Below are 19,097 nucleotides of genomic sequence, written 5' to 3'. Positions count from 1 at the left end.
TGCTTTGTTGGGTGAACCTGGATGAAGAAATCGACAGTAGTGGCACCACCTGAGAACGCGACGCTGCTGGCCCAGATGGTGCAGCGCTTGCCTCTCTCTGATACGCACTTTCGCCGTATCAGTCAGTTGATTTATCAGCGAGCCGGCATCGTGCTTGCCGATCATAAACGTGAAATGGTTTACAACCGTCTGGTGCGTCGCCTGCGCACGCTGAATATTGATGATTTTGGCCGCTATCTTGCCTTGCTGGAGCAAGATCCCAACAGCGCGGAGTGGCAGGCGTTTATCAACGCCCTGACCACCAACCTGACGGCTTTTTTCCGCGAAGCGCACCACTTCCCGATTCTGGCGGAACACGCCAAACGGCGCGGCGGTAGCTACAACGTCTGGAGTACCGCGGCCTCTACCGGCGAGGAGCCTTATTCCATCGCCATGACGCTGGCGGAGACGCTGGGCGCCGGGCCGGGGAAATTTTCGGTCCACGCCAGCGATATTGATACGCAGGTGCTGGAAAAGGCCTCGTCGGGCATCTATCGCCAGGAGGAGCTGCGCACGCTGTCGCAGCCGCAGATGCAGCGCTTCTTTTTGCGCGGCACCGGCCCGCACTCCGGTATGGTGCGCGTGCGCTCCGAGCTGGCCAGTACGGTGAGTTTTGTCCAGCTGAACCTGCTGGCGCACGAGTGGGCACTGCCCGGCCCGTTTGATGCGATTTTTTGCCGCAACGTCATGATCTATTTCGACAAAGAAACTCAGGAAAAGATCCTGCGGCGCTTTGTTCCGCTGCTGAAGCCGGGCGGCCTGCTGTTTGCCGGCCACTCAGAAAACTTCAGCCAGATAAGCAAAGAGTTCTATCTGCGCGGACAAACGGTTTACGGGCTGACTAAGGAAAGATCATGAGCAAAATCACCGTAATGTGCGTTGATGATTCAGCGCTGATGCGACAACTGATGACGGAGATCATCAACAGCCATCCCGATATGGAAATGGTGGCGACCGCCCCCGATCCGCTGGTGGCGCGCGATTTGATTAAACAGTACAACCCGCAGGTGCTGACGCTGGATGTTGAGATGCCACGTATGGACGGTCTCGATTTTCTTGAAAAGCTGATGCGTCTGCGTCCGATGCCGGTGGTGATGGTCTCGTCGCTGACGGCGAAAGGTTCGGAAGTCACGCTGCGTGCGCTGGAGCTGGGTGCGATCGATTTCGTCACCAAGCCGCAGCTGGGTATTCGCGAAGGCATGATGGCCTACAGCCAGATGATCGCCGACAAGATCCGCGCCGCAGCCCGCGCCCGACTGGTGCCGCGTGGCGCGCAGGCCGCACCGGCGATGCTGAAGGCGGGCCCGTTGCTGAGTAGTGAGAAGCTGATCGCCATCGGCGCGTCTACCGGCGGCACCGAAGCGATTCGCCATGTGCTGCAGCCGTTGCCGGCGACCAGCCCGGCGCTGCTGATTACCCAGCATATGCCGCCAGGCTTTACCCGCTCGTTCGCCGAGCGGTTGAACAAACTCTGCCAGATCACCGTGAAAGAAGCGGAAGATGGCGAACGTATTTTGCCGGGGCACGCCTATATCGCCCCCGGCGCGATGCACCTGGAGCTGGCGCGCAGCGGCGCCAACTATCAGGTGAAACTGAACGACGGCCCGCCGGTTAATCGCCATAAGCCGTCGGTGGATGTGCTGTTTAAGTCGGTGGCGCAACACGCCGGACGCAACGCCGTTGGCGTGATCCTCACCGGCATGGGCAACGACGGCGCGGCCGGACTGCTGGAGATGTACCGCGCCGGCGCCTGGACCATCGCCCAGAACGAAGCGAGTTGTGTGGTTTTCGGCATGCCGCGTGAGGCCATTGCTCACGGGGGAGCCAGTGAAGTGGTGGATCTCCACCAAATCAGCCAGCACATGCTGGCAAAAATTAGCGCCGGACAGGCATTGCGAATTTAACCGAGCCCGTCCAGCGGGACGAAATAACACAGGAGTAGATATGGCTGACAAGAATATGCGTTTTTTGGTGGTGGACGACTTCAATACGATGCGTCGTATTGTGCGCAACCTGCTGAAAGAGCTGGGCTTCAACAACGTTGAAGAAGCCGAAGACGGCGCCGATGCGCTGACCAAGCTGCGCGCGGGCGGTTTCGATTTCGTCATTTCCGACTGGAACATGCCGAACATGGATGGCCTGCAGCTGCTGCAGACCATTCGTGCCGACGCCACGCTGGGCAAGCTGCCGGTGCTGATGGTAACCGCCGAAGCGAAAAAAGAGAACATTATCGCCGCAGCCCAGGCTGGCGCCAGCGGCTATGTCGTTAAACCTTTTACCGCAGCGACCCTGGAAGAGAAGTTAGGTAAGATCTTCGAAAAATTAGGTATGTAAGGAGACGTGATGAGCGAACTTACGAAACCAGCGACCGATGCGGCTTCGGCGCAAGATATTATTTCTCGCATCGGCTCCCTGACGCGCATGCTGCGTGACAGCCTGCGCGAACTGGGACTGGATCAGGCGATTGCTGAAGCGGCGGAAGCGATTCCGGACGCCCGTGACCGTCTCGACTATGTGGTGCAGATGACCGCTCAGGCCGCTGAGCGTGCGCTGAACTGCGTAGAGGCGTCACAGCCGCGTCAGGATGCGCTGGAGAGCGGCGCAAAAGATCTTAAGACGCGCTGGGATGCCTGGTTTGAAGACCCAATCGAGCTGGCGGACGCTCGTGTACTGGTTTCGGATACGCGCGAATATCTGGCCGCCGTGCCGGAACACACGTCCTTTACCAACGCACAGCTGCTCGACATCATGATGGCGCAGGATTTCCAGGACCTTACCGGTCAGGTCATCAAGCGCATGATGGATGTGATCCAGGAGATTGAGCGCCAGCTGTTGATGGTGCTGCTGGAGAACATGCCGGAAGCGAACGCGCGTCAGAAGCGGGATGAAGACAGCCTGCTCAACGGTCCGCAGATTAACGCCGCCGCCCCTGGCGTCGTGGCGAACCAGGACCAGGTTGACGATCTGCTCGATAGTCTGGGCTTCTGATAGCCTGCCGCCGTCCCGTTACGCGGGCGGCGGCACCCCAACACCGACCCACAGGCTGACGCCGCGTCAGCCTGTTTTTCTCCATTCCCTGAAATAACCCCTGTTTACCCCTGTTACTCGACCCATTAAATCGGCCCGAGTTTGGCAACCTATGCGCAACCCCCCATTCCGACGCAGGTTAGCAACGTGGCTGAAGGTAGCGACGAGGAAAAAACAGAATCCCCCACACCCCACCGACTTGAAAAAGCGCGAAAAGAGGGGCAGATCCCGCGTTCCCGCGAGCTGACCTCGCTGCTGATGCTGGTGGCCGGGCTGATGGTGCTGTGGATGGGCGGCGAACCGATGGCCCGCCAGCTGGCCGAAATGGTCGCCTCCGGCTTTAGCTTCGATCACCGTTTAATCAATGACCCGGGCCAGATTGTCCGTCACGTCAGCCGACTGCTCGGCCAGGCGGTTTGGGCGCTGGTGCCGATGATGTGCGGCCTGGTGCTGGTGGCTATCGCCGCGCCGATGCTGCTGGGCGGCATCGTGCTGAGCGGCAAATCCCTTTCCCCGAGCTTCAGCAAGCTGAACCCGCTGAGCGGGCTGAAGCGCATGGTTTCCGCCCAGACGGCGGCCGAGCTGCTGAAAGCGGTACTGAAGGCGGTGCTGGTCGGCTCGGTGGCGGGCTGGTATGTCTGGAGCCGCTGGCCCGATATGCTGCATCTGATTACCGAATCGCCCTATATGGCGCTGGCGCACGGCATGAACATGATTGCCGCCTGCTGTTTTCTGGTGGTGCTGAGCCTGGTGCCGATGGTGGGGTTCGACGTCTTCTGGCAGCTGTTCAGCTATTTCAAAAAGCTGCGCATGACTCACCAGGAGATCCGCGACGAACATAAAGAGATGGAAGGCGACCCGCATGTAAAGGGACGCATCCGTCAGGCGATGCGCGCCGCCGCCCGTCGCCGCATGATGGCCGACGTGCCGAAAGCGGACGTGATCGTTACCAACCCGACGCACTATTCGGTGGCGCTGCAGTATGACGAGAAGAAGATGAGCGCGCCGAAGGTAGTGGCGAAAGGCGCGGGCGACGTGGCGCTGCGCATTCGCGAGCTGGGCAAAGAACATCGTGTGCCGATTCTGGAGGCGCCGCCGCTGGCGCGCGCCCTTTATCGTCACAGTGAAATAGGACAGCACATTCCGGGCGCGCTTTATGGCGCAGTGGCGGAAGTGCTGGCCTGGGTATGGCAGCTTCGACGCTGGAAGCGCGAAGGCGGCCTGATACCGAAGAAACCTGAACGCTTGCCGGTACCGGCTGAACTGGACTTTGCAGGAGAGACGAGAGCTGATGGCTAATCTGGCCGCTTTACTTCGCTTACCGGGTAACATGAAAGATTCGCAGATGAAGGTGCTGGCTGGCCCGCTGCTGATTCTGATGATCCTGTCGATGATGGTGCTGCCGCTGCCGCCCTTTATCCTCGATCTGCTGTTTACCTTTAACATCGCGCTGTCAATCATGGTGCTGCTGGTGGCGATGTTCACCCAGCGCACGCTGGAATTTGCCGCGTTCCCGACCATTCTGCTGTTTTCGACGCTGCTGCGTCTGGCGCTGAACGTCGCCTCGACGCGCGTGATCCTGCTGGATGGGCATACCGGCGCGGCGGCGGCGGGCCAGGTGGTAGAGGCATTCGGCCACTTCCTCGTCGGCGGCAACTTCGCCATCGGTATCGTGGTGTTTATTATTCTGATCATCATTAACTTTATGGTGATTACCAAGGGCGCCGGACGTATCGCGGAAGTGGGCGCGCGTTTCGTGCTTGACGGTATGCCTGGCAAGCAGATGGCGATCGATGCGGATCTGAACGCCGGTCTGATAGGCGAAGAAGAGGCGAAGAAGCGCCGTTCTGAAGTAACGCAGGAAGCGGATTTTTACGGTTCAATGGATGGTGCCAGTAAGTTTGTGCGCGGCGACGCCATCGCCGGCATCATGATTATGATTATCAACGTCGTGGGCGGCCTGCTGGTGGGTGTGGTGCAGCACGGCATGCCGTTCGGCGCGGCGGCGGAAAGCTATACGCTGCTGACCATCGGTGACGGCCTGGTGGCGCAGATCCCGGCGCTGGTGATCTCTACCGCGGCGGGCGTGATCGTGACGCGCGTCAGTACCGATCAGGACGTGGGCGAGCAGATGGTGAACCAGCTGTTCAGCAACCCGCGCGTGATGATGCTGAGCGCCGGCGTGCTGGGGCTGTTGGGCCTGGTACCGGGAATGCCGAACCTGGTGTTTCTGCTGTTTACCGCAGCGTTGCTGGGCCTGGCCTGGTGGCAGCGCGGCCGCGAGATGAAGCCGAAGGCGGCAGCATCGCAGGCGATTCCGCGCGCGCAGGAGACGGCGGCGACGGTAGAGGCGACCTGGGGCGACGTGCAGCTGGAAGATTCGCTGGGTATGGAAGTGGGTTATCGCCTGATCCCGATGGTGGACAGCACCCAGGATGGCGAGCTGCTGGGCCGTATCCGCAGTATTCGTAAGAAGTTCGCGCAGGAGATGGGCTTTCTGCCGCCGGTGGTGCATATCCGCGACAATATGGATATGCCGGCAGCGCGCTACCGTATTTTGATGAAAGGGGTTGAGATCGGCAGCGGTGACGCTTATCCGGGCCGCTGGATGGCGATCAACCCCGGCACGGCTGCCGGCAGTTTGCCTGGCGAGCCGACGGTTGACCCGGCGTTTGGTCTGGCCGCTATCTGGATCGACAGCGCGCTGAAAGAGCAGGCGCAGATTCAGGGCTTTACCGTGGTGGAAGCCAGTACCGTGGTGGCGACGCACCTGAACCACCTGATCGGCCAGTACGCCAGCGAGCTGTTTGGTCGTCAGGAGGCGCAGCAGCTGCTGGATCGCGTAAGCCAGGAGATGCCGAAGCTGACGGAAGATCTGGTGCCGGGCGTGGTGTCGCTGACGACGCTGCATAAGGTGCTGCAGAATCTGCTGGCGGAGCGCGTATCGATCCGGGATATGCGTACCATTATCGAGACGCTGGCGGAACATGCGCCGGTGCAGAACGATCCGCACGAGTTAACGACGGTAGTGCGTGTCGCGCTGGGCCGCGCGATCACGCAGCAGTGGTTCCCGGGCAACGGGGAAGTGCAGGTGATTGGCCTGGATGCGACGCTGGAACGTTTGCTGCTGCAGGCGTTGCAGGGCGGCGGCGGGCTGGAGCCGGGCCTGGCGGATCGTCTGCTGGAGCAGGCGCAGCGCGCGCTGCAGAATCAGGAGATGCTGGGCGCGCCGCCGGTGCTGTTGGTGAATCATCCGCTGCGGGCGCTGCTGGCGCGTTTCCTGCGCCGCAATCTGCCGCAGCTGGTGGTGTTGTCTAATATGGAGCTGACCGATAATCGCCATATCCGTATGACGGCGACCATTGGAGGCCATTAATGAAAGGTTTGCTGTTATCGTTAGCGCTGCTGTTGCCGTTGGCGTCGCAGGCATCGGGCGGGGCATGGCAGGGGAGTGCCGTCGGCACGAGCCTGAGTAATCGCGGCGTCGAAGCATCGTCGGCGGCGATTACGCCGCCGGGGCCGGTGTCTGGCGTGATGACGATTATTTACTGGCGTTTTGAGCTGACCGGCCCGCAGCCTGCGGGGATGCTGGTGAAGCTCTGTTCCAGTACGCGCTGTACGCCGATCGAAGGCGCCAGCGGCGCGACGCGCGGCCTGACCAACGTGCCCGCCGGCGATACGCTGCGCTTTATTTATAGCGTGCCGGGGCAGGGAAGGCTGTTCCCGGTGTTGCGCGTTCTGAGTAATCAGGTGATGGTGAATTACCAGTAGCCTGAGCTGTAAGCGGGCGTAAACGCGAGTGTGTCGTTGCGCGAGCTGAAAATCTGTCTGCGGCTGGTGGCAAGCATGAGTGTGTCGTGGCGTGTCCTGAACACCGGTCTGGTGCCGGTCGCCAGCGGGACGGTTCATTCGGCGGGACGGCATAAACCCCTCCCTGAGGCCTCCGCCCGCGCCATCCCTGGCGCGTGAGGCCCGCCTCATCGCCCCGTCCCGCTCGCTCCCCTGAATAGTGTGCTGCCGGAACTTAACCTTTTTCCCTAACCTTATGATTGCGTGATTGCAGCGTCTTTCCGCTTTTCTGGCTCTGCAACAAGAAAATAACAGCGATACAGGAGCTAAAAGCGGCGGCAAATTTCACCAGCAGGTGAAGCCGGGGCGGACAGGCGCGAAGCAAAGCTTCCACCTCAGGGATAACGCGGCAGAGCCTCCAGAGATGGAGGCTGTCTTTACGTAGCGGCCTTTTCGCCGCTGGCCTGACGTCGGCGCCGCTGTTTGCCAGATTCATGCGCCGCCAGCCAGCATCTTCGGCCCTGAGTCGCCTACACGCCGCCGCCGGGTTCGGCCTGACATAAAAAAATCCACGCCGGAGCGTGGATTTATCAGTTCTGGCTGGCCGCGACTGGCACGGCAACCGCAAGCTTACATACGCTCGACGGTCTCGATACCCAGCGTATCCAGGCCGCGCTTCAGCGTGCGTGCGGTCAGCAGCGCCAGCTTCAAACGGCTCTGACGCACCGCCATATCTTCCGCAGAAAGGATCGGGCAGTGTTCATAGAAGCCGGAGAACAGACCCGCCAGATCGTACAGATAGGCGCACATCACATGCGGCGTGCCGTCACGCGCGACCAGCGTAATGGTCTCTTCAAACTGCAGCAGGCGCGCCGCCAGCTGGGTTTCACGCGCATCGCTCAGCTGAATCGTGCCTTCCAGCATGGCGTTCTCATCAATGCCCGCTTTGCGGAACACCGACAGCACGCGGGTATAAGCGTACTGCATATAAGGCGCGGTGTTGCCCTCGAAGGCCAGCATGTTATCCCAGTCGAAAATGTAATCGGTGGTGCGGCTCTTCGACAGGTCGGCATACTTCACCGCGCCGATGCCGACGATATTCGCCAGCTTGCGCAGCTCGTCCGCATCCATATCGGGATTCTTTTCGGAAACCAGCGCCGTCGCGCGCTCTACCGCTTCGTCCAGCAGATCGGAAAGCTTGATGGTGCCGCCGCTACGGGTTTTGAACGGACGGCCATCTTTGCCCAGCATCATGCCAAACATATGGTGTTCCAGCGGCACCGATTCCGGCACGTAGCCCGCTTTACGCACGATAGTCCACGCCTGCATCAGATGCTGGTGCTGACGGGAATCGATGTAGTAAAGCACGCGGTCGGCGTGCAGCTGCTCATAGCGGTATTTCGCGCAGGCGATATCCGTGGTGGTGTACAGGTAGCCGCCATCCTTTTTCTGGATGATGACACCCATCGGCTCGCCTTCTTTGTTTTTGAATTCGTCGAGGAACACCACGGTGGCGCCTTCGCTCTCCACCGCCAGACCTTTGGCTTTCAGATCGGCGACGATGCCCGGCAACATATCGTTGTACAGGCTTTCACCCATAACGTCATTGCGCGTCAGCGTCACGTTCAGACGATCGTAAACCGTCTGGTTCTGCGTCATGGTGATATCGACCAGCTTTTTCCACATGGTGCGGCAATATTCGTCGCCGCCCTGCAGTTTTACCACGTAGCCACGCGCGCGCTCGGCGAACGCTTCGTCTTCGTCGTAGGTCTTCTTCGCTTCGCGATAGAACGCTTCCAGATCGGAAAGGGCGATCGCTTCATGATGTTCGCGCTGCTGCTTTTCCAGATAGGCGATCAGCATGCCGAACTGCGTGCCCCAGTCGCCCACGTGGTTAGCGCGGATGACCTTGTGGCCGAGGAACTCCAGGGTGCGCGCCGCCGCATCGCCGATGATGGTCGAGCGTACATGGCCTACGTGCATCTCTTTCGCCACGTTCGGCGCGGAGTAATCGATCACGATGGTCTGTGCCTGCACCGGTGCAACACCGAGGCGCGGCGACGCCAGCGCCGCTTCCGCCTGCTGCGCCAGGAATTCAGGCGCGAGGAAAATGTTAATGAAGCCCGGTCCGGCGATTTCAATCTTGCTGGCGATGCCGTCCAGCTCGAGATGCTGTACAACCTGCTCGGCCAGCTGACGCGGCTGCTGACCCAGCTTTTTCGCGACCGCCATAATGCCGTTGGCCTGGTAATCGCCAAACTGGACGCGCGCCGATTGGCGAACCATAGGTTCGCAATCTGCCGGCGCGCCGACGGCGATCATCGCCTGACTAACTTTTTCGGAAAGGAGAGCCTGAATATTCACCGAGTTACCTTCATCTGTCTGCATTGCCTGCCGCGCTGCGGCAGGCATTATCATCGCGGCGCCAGACAGCCTGGCAGGTTGCTGTAAATTGGCGTCGCGGAAAAAAGAAGGGGGGAAGTATACTTTATTTGAAGTGAGGCGTCAGTAGCCCTGGCGGGCGGAAACACGGCTGTGTATGTTTCCGCCAACGGGAAAAAAGGTTAGCGACGTCGAAGGTGACGATGCGGGTTGCTTACCGTTTTTTCATTGCGCACCTTCCAGTGGCGGGAGATAGCAAACCCCATCAGCGCGATCAGAACTGCAATAATAATGAGTTTAAACATAAAGCCATTCCTTGTGTGATGGTTCGGGTAAATTTATAAGAAAGGCCCGGTAGCCGCAATTGCGGCCCCGCCCAATTAGGAATTACCTTAAACCCGCAGCAAACATACCTAAAAACATAAGGTTAACCATGCTTTTATAAAATATTTTCTGGCTCTGTACCGTGCTAAACTGGACATTAATACGGTAAATTCCGTCAATTTATCAGAAATATTAAACCTAAAGGCGCTTTTTACAGCTATAGCTGGCCTTACCTGAACGCTCAGAAAGCGAGCAATGTTTAGCAAAACTTAACGAAAATGGGGAGTAATTGTGCCATTCAGGAATAATCTGGAAGCGCTGTCCGATCTTGCAAACGACCTGCCGCGTTTCGAAAATCAGCTGAAAGAACTGGCGGAAAAGCTGGGATTAACACTGGAAAATCTGGAGGCTGACCACATTTCGGTACGCTGTCATCAAATCACCACAGCGGAGCGCTGGAAGCAAGGATTGATGCAGGTCGGAACACTGTTTTCAGAAAATTTGATTAACGGTCGACCCATTTGTTTATTTGAACTGGCGGAGCCGTTGCAGGTCGGTCCGTGGCGCATCAGCGTGGTGGAGTTGCCCTGGCCGGGCAATAAACTTTATCGCCATGAGGGCTGGGAGCATGTGGAGATTGTGCTGCGCGGCGATCCGGAAACGCTGGGCGCACGCGCGATGGCGTTGCTTTCCGACAGCGGCCTGCTGCAGCCGGGGATCTCGTTTAAAACCAGCGCGCCGCAGGGTGAAAATGAGCGTTTGCCTAATCCTACGCTGGCGGTGACCGACGGGCAGATCACCATTAAATTCCACCCGTGGAGTTTAAAAGAGATCGTTGCCAGGGAGCGCGATAACTGAGGCTTGTTTGCGGGAGCGCGGCAGCTTTCCGGCAGACGAAACATCGTGCGCCAGCGAAGGGCCGCCTGAAGGACTCAGAGAAGGGCCGCCAGGCGTATCGGTTGCCCTTCAGCGGTGCGAAAGAGGGGGCAAAAGCTAAGGGGGGCCGGGTGAGTTCGGCCTTTCCCTGGCGTGCAAAAGCTAGACGGTGGCCTCAACGGCGCGTCTCATCCGCGCGACGGCCTCTTCCAGCGTGGCGCGCGTACAGCCGAAGTTAAAGCGTACGAAGCCGTCATCGCCAAACTCCCGCCCCGGCGAAAGGCCAAGGCCGTGCTGCTCAAACCAGGCGGCAGGGCTGGCCACGCCGGGCAGGCGCGCGGCGATCCACGCCAGATAGGTCGCCTCCGGCGGCGTCACATGCAGGCCGGGCAGGGCGTTGATCTGTTGGCACAGCCAGTCGCGGTTGCTGCGCAGGTACGCCAGCTGCGCGTCCAGCCACGGCTGTCCGTCGCGCCATGCCGCCGTGGCGGCGGTCAACGCCAGAATATCCACCTGTGGCACTACGCCGCGCCGCGCCTCGTTAAACCGCTGCCGTAGCGCCTTATTTGGGATCACCGCCAGCGAGGCGCCCAGCCCGGCGATATTAAAGCTCTTCGACGGGGAAATCAGCGTAACTGAACGCTGCGCAGCCTCTTCGTTCAGTGAAGCGAAGGGAATATGCCGCAGGCCAGGCTCCAGAATCAGCTCACTATGAATTTCGTCAGAACAGACGATCAGGTCATGACGCAGCGCAAAGCGCAGCTGCGCTTCCAGCTCGTCACGCCGGTAAACCGTGCCGCCAGGGTTGTGCGGATTGCACAGCATCAGCAGCTTCTCATTGCCGCGCCGCTGCATCTCCGCGGCGGTTAAGTCCATCACCCAGCGTTGGTTTTCCTGGCGCATTTGCAGGTTGATTTGATCGCGCTGCGCCCATTGCGCTGCCAGCCGGAACGGCGGATAGATGGGCGTTGGGGCAAAGGTGCCTTCGCCCGGCGCGGTAAAGGCGCGTACGCAGAGGTTAAGCCCGGCGACCACGCCCGGCAGCAGCACCAGCCATTCGGTCTCTATTTGCCACTGGTAGCGCTCGGCCATCCGCGCTTTAACCACGGCGAACAGTTCCTCAGGCTCGGCGCCATAGCCAAAGACGCCATGCTCCACCCGCTGATGTAGCGCATCGATCACCGCAGGCGGCGAGCGAAAGTCAGTATCCGCTACCCAGAGCGGCAACACGTCGCGGGCGCGATATTTTCGCCACTTCAGGCTATCGCTGTGATGCCGGTCTATCCATTGGTCAAAATTGAATGCCATGATTAACCTTCCCATTATACTGCCCTGCAAACTGAGCCTAATCGAGAATCAGAAAACCAGCCAGCAGTCATTAGACAGGAGGATGAAATGGTAAAACTGGAAGTATGCTGCTACGGATTGGATTGCGCGCTGACCGCACAGGAGGCGGGTGCTGACCGGGTTGAGCTTTGCGCGGCGCCGAAAGAGGGCGGCCTGACGCCGTCTGCCGGCACGCTACAGGCGGCGCGTTCTCATCTTCATATCCCTGTTCATCCGATTGTGCGTCCGCGCGGCGGCGATTTTTGCTACAGCGCCGGTGAGTTCGCCGCCATGAAATCAGATGTGGCGCTGATCCGCGAGCTGGGCTTTCCTGGGGTGGTGTTCGGCATGCTGGACGAAGATGCGCATATAGATATCAGCAAGATGCGGGAACTGATGCCGCTGTGCGGCGATATGGAAGTGACCTTTCATCGTGCTTTTGATCTGTGTCACAGTCCGAAACGTGCCATGGAAATATTGACCGATTTGGGCGTTGCGCGCATTCTGACATCAGGACAGCAGCAAAGCGCCGAAAGCGGAATTGCATTATTAAAGGAACTTAACCAGTTCAGTGCAGGTCCAATCATTATGGCCGGTGCTGGCGTGCGGTTGAGTAACCTGCAAAAGTTTCTCGACGCCGGGATTCGCGAGCTGCACAGCTCCGCCAGCCGCCTGGTTTCATCTCCGATGCGTTACCGCAAAGCGGGTGTTTCCATGAGTTCAGATGTTGAAACCGATGAGTTCAGCCGTCAGTGCGTTGATGGCGATATGGTTGAGGCGATGAAAAGCATCATGCAAATGAATCACATTCGGGTCGCCTGAACCCTGACAGTTTTTGCCGCGCAGCACGCCGTTCCTCAGACGTGATGTTTGCAAGTACCAAACCCCAGCATGTTGTTGGGGTTTTTTTTATTCAAAACAATCACCTAAGTTGTGAGGGGGCCCTATGGGGTCCCTGCGCCTGAAAAAATACACAAAGAAACGCTAGAAAACAACAAAGAAAAAAGAATAGTGGCAATCATAGAGGCAAAAAAAATCCCGGTTTCATCCGGGATATGATTCGATAAATTTTCACTTACCCGCTGCCATTTTAAGCAGCTCAAACTGTTCTTTACTTTCCTTTCGCTGCTTGTCGATATATTCGGCCAAGTCTGCAATATGGATCATGCGTGGTGCTTTTTGGCTCTCACCAGCTCGGAACGTTGGGACTGGCAATTGGTTCAGCCAAGCCTTTTTTTCAGCTGTAGCTGGCTTCATACCAAAATATTTTTCGCACATCTGAGTGAGAGGGATGGTAGCTGTCTCAAGCAGCTGTCGCCACCACGTGACCCAATGGGCTCTGGTGATATGGGAATAGTCGAAGCGGAAGAGACCGAAAGCGGTGGCATTACCGTTCGTCTCTATAAGCGCAAGTATATGCTGAGCGATGATGGTGAAATCGTACTGACGAAAGGGCCATTAATCGATGTGCCGCCTACCAGCTGGATTGATATTCGTCTGCAGATGCCGGAGAAAGAAAATTAACCTGACGAGAGATTAGAAGTTGCCGAATAAAAGGTCAGAAAAATTTTGGACAAACAAAGCGTTGTGGCCTTTAAGTAAGTTGCTTAGAAAACACGCCAAGACTGTTTTTTGTACAGGTCACTGCAAGCATTGACAGACTGTTTTGTGCCAATAGCAGACACAGAACTACATGTCTTTTAAAAAAATAAACTATGACCTGTAGAGATCCGTTTTGTACACTACGTTCTTAAAATGTAAGGGTCTGGGGTCCAGAATCCAATTTAAGTAAATAATATTAATGACCTGGAGATATTACTATGTCTGTTATAGACGCGCTTCTGACGTTCAGTTTCGCAGCTGTGCTGTTGACTTTAACACCGGGACTGGACACAGCGCTGATATTAAGAACTGCCACAGTAGAAGGACGAAAGCAAGCCATCCGTGCTGCACTTGGTATTAGTGTCGGCTGTTTAATATGGGGCGTAGCGGTCGCTTTCGGACTGGGAGCGCTTGTAGCTGTTTCTGAGCTTGCATATGACATTCTGAAGTACTGCGGTGCGGCTTATCTGAGCTGGCTAGGCATAAATATGTTGGTACACCCGAGGAAGAAATTTGCAGTAGCCGATTCTTCTGAAAAGCCTGCTTCAAACTGGTTTTTGAAAGGGGTGCTTGGCAATGCGCTGAATCCTAAAGTGGGTATTTTTTACGTTTCTTTTTTACCCCAGTTTATCCCTCAGGGGCACTCGCCGCTTATCTGGACATTTTGGCTGGTAAGTATTCATATGACGATTGGCCTTATCTGGTCAATGATGCTGATTGGTGCAACTCGGCCGCTAACTTCTCTGTTGAGAAAAGAAAAAGTGATCCGCTGGATGGATCGTACAACAGGCATTATCTTTTTATTATTCGCAGCCCGATTGGCATTCAGCAAGCGGTAAATAACTTACAAAGGAAAGAGGATTGTATTTCCTCTTTCTTTTATTTCTTCAATTTGTGAAAATTTAGTACGTTGTCCACTTCCTTTTCTGCAAGTTGCTATGTCTTCCTGAAAATAATATCATTTTAGAATGTTGTTATTTTTCATGCCGATCCTAATGAACCGCATTTCCGATCCGATTTATTAGATTGTATCTTGGGAAATCAGTTTAACTCGTTGTGACTGAGATTGCGATAATTTCGGGGATCAATTCCATAACGCTTCAGCTTGTTATACAGCGCACCGCGTGAAAGTTTGAGCGCGATAGCAACTTGCCGCATATTGCCCTGCTTTTCTATCAGGCAAAGTTCAATCAGTGCTTTCTCACCATCCTTCAGACTGAAGTTTTTAGTGTTTCCATACGGTACGTATGAATCAGTAAGGCCGGGCAGGCGCAGTTCTTCAGGAAGATCATTGTCCCTGATATCATCTGTATCGGTCAGGTTGATAGTTCGCTCAACAATATTCTCCAGCTCACGCACATTCCCGGGCCAGTCATAGTTTTCCATCAACTGCAGCGCCTGATCGGAAAACCGTGCGCGCTTGCGATTAAGCGTGCAGCAGATTTTTTCGCAGAACCACTCAGTCAGCTCTTTAATATCTTCTTTTCTGACTCGCAATGGGGGAATAGTCAAGTTTATCACGTTCAGGCGAAAATACAGGTCACGACGAAATGAACCATTCTCAGTATCTTTTTTCAGATCCCGATTCGTTGCCGCAACAATACGCACATTTACTTTCAGGGGACGCTTACCACCGATGCGAATGACTTCACCTTCTTGTAATACACGTAGCAGACTTGCTTGCGCATCAAGCGGCATATCGCCGATTTCATCCAGGAACAGCGTTCCTCCATCTGCCAGTTCAAATTTTCCCGCTGCACCACCCCGTCTGGAGCCTGTGAATGCACCATCCTCATAGCCAAAAAGTTCACTTTGCACTAAATCGCGCGGAATCGCGCCACAGTTAACCGCTAGGAATGGGCCGGTATTACGATTACTGCTGTTATGAATAGACTGAGCGAATAACTCCTTACCGGTGCCGCTCTCACCCGTAAGCAGCACGGTACTATCGCTACGTCCGGCGTAACGTGCTTTGTTACGCGTATCCTGCATGATACGTGACTGCCCTAAAATCATGTCAAAATTGTAGCTGGCAGTACTGCCAATAACGCGACGAGTTATATCACGCACACGCCGATTATCGCGCATAGAAATTACGCGGCTGCCTATGGGGGTAATGACTACGGAAATCACACATGAGATACGCGTTTCAGGATTCGGGCAGAGCGTAATATTGCGATCTTTGCAGACAGGCAGTGTTTTTAATGAGCAACTTTCAGGTAGTAAAACTTCATCAGCATCACGGAAGCGGACATCTTCCTGTATGCCCAGTACCTGGCAGGCATAGCGGTTCAGCTGACGGATGGTGCCTTGCTCACTGACAACAAGCACGCCTTCATTCAGCGATTCCATGACCGATTCCTGCTCATTAACCAGATGACGCAGCATCAATTGCTGTGAAATTGCCTCGGCGGCTGCCTGAACCGTACCGAGTGTATGGTAATGGAAATAACCAGGATTAGCAGTCAATGTTAGAACGCCAAGTATGACGCCATTTTCATCCCTGACAGGCGCTGCAGCACAGTGCTTACCACGAATACGCAATGCCTCCTTATAGTTTTCCGCACTTAGCATATAAACAAGCCTGTTCTCTTTCAGGCAGCGACCGGTGCAATTTGTACCTGAAACAGCCTCGCTGAGAATGCTGCCTACTGGCGTAAGATCCTGTCCACAAAAATATAGCGTTACGCCATTGGCATCAGTCAGATTGATATGACCATCGGGATTATAGGCGAGCAGGTTACGCATGATGTCACGTGCGATTGAAATCAACAGCGAGTTACGCACCAGTATCCTGCGCAGCTCGCTCTCATCGCAAAACTGATATTCAAAGCGATATGCGTCAATGCCTGCTGAGTGGCTACGTAACCATGACGCGTGGATAGCAGAGCGTAAACCTTTCGGAGTTTCTCCTCGTTCAAAAGCGTTCCAGGCTATCCCCAATTCGTCAATGTATTCGGCAAACAGTTGTTCATGGTTAAGCCTGGCGATCAGCTCCCACTCCTCGTCCCAAATCTTCGTTTGAGTATGGTTCATACATTTCAACCTTGTAGCTATGGATATGTTCATTCTAAAGACATGTTGCCGATACATGTCTTTTTTATAAACATTTTGTGATCATTGTCCTTTTTTATTTCCTTTAAAAACAAAGATGTGTGATCTGGCACGCTGGTTGCTAACTATAGATGTCTTACCTACAAAAATAAAAATTTCAAAAATCAACGTGGAGAAATATCGAAATGTCTACACGAAAACATAATGTGCCCTATCTTGTGTTTATCTGTGCCATCGCATCGGTTAGTGGGATCATTCTTGGCTATGACGCATCTGTCATTTCAGGCGTCATTGATCCGCTGACAGAACACTTATCACTTTCACCTGCAGAAAGCGGCTGGGCTGTTTCTAATGTAATTCTGGGATGTGTTGTTGGTGCGTGGGCTGTCGGGCGCTTTACGGATCGCTTTGGCCGTAAGACTACCCTGATTATCACTGCGATTCTCTTCACTATATCTGCGATTGGCTCTGCACTGGCTAATGACCTGACCTGGTTCGTTATCTATCGCATGATTGGTGGCTTGGCTGTGGGAATGGCGTCCGCCGTGACTCCTTTATATATCGCTGAAGTTTCACCTAAAGACCTGCGCGGACGTATGCTGGGAATGCAGCAGATGCTGATGGTGAGCGGCCAGTTAGTGGTTTACGTGGTGAACTATCTGATTGCTAAAGGCGCGGGTCACGAATGGATCGTATCTATGGGCTGGCGCTGGATGCTGGCCTCGGCGCTGGTCCCCTGCGCGCTCTTCCTGGCGATGGCCTTCTTCATGCCAGAATCTCCGCGCTGGTATGCAATGCACAATAAGAAAGATAAATCTCTGATGGTACTGACTTCTCTTTCTAACGCAGCGCACGCTGAACGCTTGTATGCCGAAATTCATCGTTCTATCACTACTGATTCTGCCTCAACCGGTGGAGCATCGCAGCGTGGCATCCTGAAAGACAAAAAAGCCTCTTATATCCTCTGGATTGGTTGTGCCATTGCGGTACTACAGCAGGTTTCCGGCATCAACATTCTGATGTACTTCGCACCGTCACTGCTGCATAACGTGACCGGCAATACTCAGGATTCCCTGTTCCAGAGTATCTTCCTTGGTCTGGCCCTGCTGGCTGGCGTAAGTATTGCGCTAGTTGCATTTGACCGTGTAGGCCGCATTCCATTACTACGCTGGGGTGCTTTAGGCTGCGCTGCTTTCCTTTTCTTCACTTCTTGGGCATTCATGAACGAAGCCAAAGGCTACCTGCCGGTCGTTGGGTTGGTGGGCTTCATCTTTGTATTCGGCCTGTCATGGAGCCTCGGCGCCTGGTTGCTGATTTCCGAAATTTTTCCTAACCGTATGCGTGCTGTCGCAATGGGCTATGCCTTCTGTTCCCTGTGGGTATCCAACTTCATTGTCACACAGAGCTTCCCGATGATGAACCGCAACCCGGCATTAATGGAACACTTCCATGGCGCTTTCCCACTGCTGCTGTGCGGTGGGTTCAGTGTCATCGCTTTCTGGTTCGTTGGCCGTTTCCTACCGGAAACTAAAGGTGTGTCTCTGGAACATATAGAGCCATTAATGCTTTCTAAATCCCGTCGTTTTGGTCACGAGCATCAACCGCTCGTCACGCCAGAATCCGTATCACAAAAGTAAGCCGTAAATACCCTACATATTAAGGAGATTTTCATGTCTGTTAAAAACATTGTGCGCGTGGGTTTGATTGGCGCAGGTCGTATGGGCAGTTTCCACGGTGAGACAGTGGCTCAGCGCATTCCGGGTGCAACGCTAGTTGCGATAGCCGATCCGGTTCCAGGCGCTGCCGAAAAGCTGGCCGCTAAATTGGGCGCACAAAATTCTTATACCGATCCTCAGGCCATGCTGAACGATACTGAAATCGACGCAGTTGTCATCGCATCTCCTGCACGTACTCATGGTGAATTGGTTGTAGCAGCAGCTAAAGCCGGTAAAGGCGTGTTCTGTGAAAAGCCAATGGCCGTGACACTGGAAGAAGCTGACAAGGCAATTAATGCTGCCAAAGAAGCAGGCGTCGCGCTACAGGTTGGCTTTAATCGTCGATTCGTGAGCGGTTTTGCTGCAGCTTATGAAGAGATAAAGGCAGGCAACATTGGCGTGCCTCAGCTACTGCGTTCAACCACACGTGATCCCGGCCTGGGCGATCCTACTCCAATCCCACACTGGACGATTTTCCTGGAAACCCTCATCCATGACTTTGACATCCTGTTGCACCTTAACCCAGGCGCAAAACCAATTCAGGTTTATGCGATAGCTGATGCACTTGTACGCCCTGACTTCAAAGACCGTGGTCTGCTTGATACGGCAGTAGTGAATATCCGTTTTGATAACGGCGCTATCGCAACAGCTGAAGCTAACTTCCAAGCTGTATATGGCTATGACGTGCGCGGTGAGGTGTTCGGCAGCAAAGGTATGCTGCAGGCCGGCAACATTAATGTGAACAACTGTGTGCGTTATACCGCTGATGGCATCTCTGTCGATACGGCACGCCGCGATACCGATCTGCTGCGCGATGCCTATGTGGCAGAGCTGACCGATTTCGTGCGTTGTGTTGCAACCGGTGAAACACCTAAAGCAACGGGCGAAGATGCCCGCAACGCGCTGGAAATTGCACTGGCTTGCATTGCATCTGTTCAACAGTCTCAGCCGATCAAACTTTAA

Annotated in this window: 19 protein-coding genes; 13 read left to right on the top strand and 6 right to left on the bottom strand. The window is 55.3% G+C overall.

All coding sequences use genetic code 11. From position 1 onward, the window contains the following. Positions 1–21: 21 nt before the first annotated feature. The 7 genes from cheR to flhE all read left to right on the top strand — a co-directional run bounded on the left by cheR (position 22) and on the right by flhE (position 6,837). On the top strand, positions 22–897 hold the full coding sequence (gene cheR, locus C2E15_RS12465) for a protein-glutamate O-methyltransferase CheR (protein ID WP_104957648.1): 876 nt from the start codon (positions 22–24) through the stop codon (positions 895–897). Continuing rightward, complete coding sequence (locus C2E15_RS12460) at positions 894–1,943, top strand: protein-glutamate methylesterase/protein-glutamine glutaminase (RefSeq protein ID WP_104951522.1); 1,050 nt, start codon at positions 894–896, stop codon at positions 1,941–1,943. The genes cheR and C2E15_RS12460 overlap by 4 nt, the downstream gene beginning before the upstream one ends. A 40-nt stretch (positions 1,944–1,983) precedes the next feature. Further along, positions 1,984–2,373, top strand: a complete 390-nt coding sequence (gene cheY, locus C2E15_RS12455; protein ID WP_104957647.1) for a chemotaxis response regulator CheY — start codon at positions 1,984–1,986, stop codon at positions 2,371–2,373. Between the two features lie 9 nt (positions 2,374–2,382). Then, on the top strand, positions 2,383–3,027 hold the full coding sequence (cheZ, locus tag C2E15_RS12450; protein WP_104957646.1) for a protein phosphatase CheZ: 645 nt from the start codon (positions 2,383–2,385) through the stop codon (positions 3,025–3,027). Between the two features lie 186 nt (positions 3,028–3,213). Further along, the gene (flhB, locus tag C2E15_RS12445; RefSeq protein ID WP_104957645.1) at positions 3,214–4,365 is read left to right on the top strand and encodes a flagellar biosynthesis protein FlhB; all 1,152 of its coding nucleotides are present in this window, start codon (positions 3,214–3,216) and stop codon (positions 4,363–4,365) included. Continuing rightward, a complete protein-coding gene (gene flhA, locus C2E15_RS12440; protein WP_104957644.1) occupies positions 4,358–6,442 on the top strand; it encodes a flagellar biosynthesis protein FlhA in 2,085 nt (694 codons plus the stop codon). Before flhB ends, flhA begins: the two co-directional genes overlap by 8 nt. Next, positions 6,442–6,837, top strand: coding sequence for a flagellar protein FlhE (gene flhE / locus C2E15_RS12435; protein WP_104957643.1), 396 nt, complete (start codon positions 6,442–6,444; stop codon positions 6,835–6,837). Before flhA ends, flhE begins: the two co-directional genes overlap by 1 nt. Before the next feature lie 253 nt (positions 6,838–7,090). On the opposite strand, the gene C2E15_RS12430 is transcribed toward flhE, so the two are convergent. The 3 genes from C2E15_RS12430 to C2E15_RS22215 form a co-directional block, all read right to left on the bottom strand. Then, complete coding sequence (locus tag C2E15_RS12430) at positions 7,091–7,351, bottom strand: hypothetical protein (protein WP_104957642.1); 261 nt, start codon at positions 7,349–7,351, stop codon at positions 7,091–7,093. 134 nt (positions 7,352–7,485) lie between these two features. Further along, a complete protein-coding gene (gene argS, locus C2E15_RS12425; RefSeq protein WP_104959172.1) occupies positions 7,486–9,219 on the bottom strand; it encodes an arginine--tRNA ligase in 1,734 nt (577 codons plus the stop codon). A gap of 200 nt (positions 9,220–9,419) precedes the next feature. Continuing rightward, entirely contained in the window at positions 9,420–9,542 is a 123-nt protein-coding gene (locus C2E15_RS22215; protein ID WP_281257489.1) for a hypothetical protein, read from the bottom strand. 310 nt (positions 9,543–9,852) lie between these two features. Between C2E15_RS22215 and C2E15_RS12420 the strand changes: the two genes are divergently transcribed. Then, on the top strand, positions 9,853–10,419 hold the full coding sequence (locus C2E15_RS12420; protein ID WP_104957641.1) for a VOC family protein: 567 nt from the start codon (positions 9,853–9,855) through the stop codon (positions 10,417–10,419). A 180-nt stretch (positions 10,420–10,599) separates the two neighbouring features. Here C2E15_RS12420 and C2E15_RS12415 read toward each other — a convergent pair whose 3' ends face one another. Then, a complete protein-coding gene (locus tag C2E15_RS12415; protein WP_104957640.1) occupies positions 10,600–11,745 on the bottom strand; it encodes a MalY/PatB family protein in 1,146 nt (381 codons plus the stop codon). A gap of 87 nt (positions 11,746–11,832) precedes the next feature. Here C2E15_RS12415 and cutC point away from each other — a divergent pair, with 87 nt between their 5' ends. After that, positions 11,833–12,585: a copper homeostasis protein CutC gene (cutC, locus tag C2E15_RS12410; protein WP_104957639.1), complete on the top strand. Its 753-nt coding sequence runs from the start codon at positions 11,833–11,835 to the stop codon at positions 12,583–12,585. A 249-nt stretch (positions 12,586–12,834) separates the two neighbouring features. Here the strand turns inward: cutC and C2E15_RS12405 are convergent, their stop codons facing one another. Continuing rightward, the gene (locus tag C2E15_RS12405) at positions 12,835–13,056 is read right to left on the bottom strand and encodes a pyocin activator PrtN family protein (RefSeq protein WP_342747498.1); all 222 of its coding nucleotides are present in this window, start codon (positions 13,054–13,056) and stop codon (positions 12,835–12,837) included. Here C2E15_RS12405 and C2E15_RS22410 point away from each other — a divergent pair. Then, on the top strand, positions 12,979–13,287 hold the full coding sequence (locus C2E15_RS22410; protein WP_483869472.1) for a phage tail fiber protein: 309 nt from the start codon (positions 12,979–12,981) through the stop codon (positions 13,285–13,287). The two genes, C2E15_RS12405 and C2E15_RS22410, sit on opposite strands and share 78 nt — an antisense overlap. A gap of 296 nt (positions 13,288–13,583) precedes the next feature. Next, positions 13,584–14,204 carry a LysE family translocator gene (locus tag C2E15_RS12395; RefSeq protein WP_104957638.1) on the top strand — a complete coding sequence of 207 codons (621 nt, stop codon included), beginning with the start codon at positions 13,584–13,586 and terminating at the stop codon, positions 14,202–14,204. A gap of 202 nt (positions 14,205–14,406) precedes the next feature. Here C2E15_RS12395 and C2E15_RS12390 read toward each other — a convergent pair whose 3' ends face one another. Then, the gene (locus tag C2E15_RS12390) at positions 14,407–16,401 is read right to left on the bottom strand and encodes a sigma-54-dependent Fis family transcriptional regulator (protein WP_104957637.1); all 1,995 of its coding nucleotides are present in this window, start codon (positions 16,399–16,401) and stop codon (positions 14,407–14,409) included. 203 nt (positions 16,402–16,604) lie between these two features. Between C2E15_RS12390 and C2E15_RS12385 the strand changes: the two genes are divergently transcribed. Together C2E15_RS12385 and C2E15_RS12380 are read left to right on the top strand one after the other, a co-directional pair. After that, on the top strand, positions 16,605–18,056 hold the full coding sequence (locus C2E15_RS12385) for a sugar porter family MFS transporter (protein WP_104957636.1): 1,452 nt from the start codon (positions 16,605–16,607) through the stop codon (positions 18,054–18,056). Between the two features lie 33 nt (positions 18,057–18,089). Next, complete coding sequence (locus C2E15_RS12380; RefSeq protein WP_104957635.1) at positions 18,090–19,097, top strand: Gfo/Idh/MocA family oxidoreductase; 1,008 nt, start codon at positions 18,090–18,092, stop codon at positions 19,095–19,097.

It is taken from the genome of Mixta gaviniae (genome assembly GCF_002953195.1).
GTDB lineage: Bacteria > Pseudomonadota > Gammaproteobacteria > Enterobacterales > Enterobacteriaceae > Mixta > Mixta gaviniae.
The sequence above is the reverse complement of the archived record's forward strand: the minus strand, read 5'-3'. Positions and strand labels throughout refer to the sequence as shown.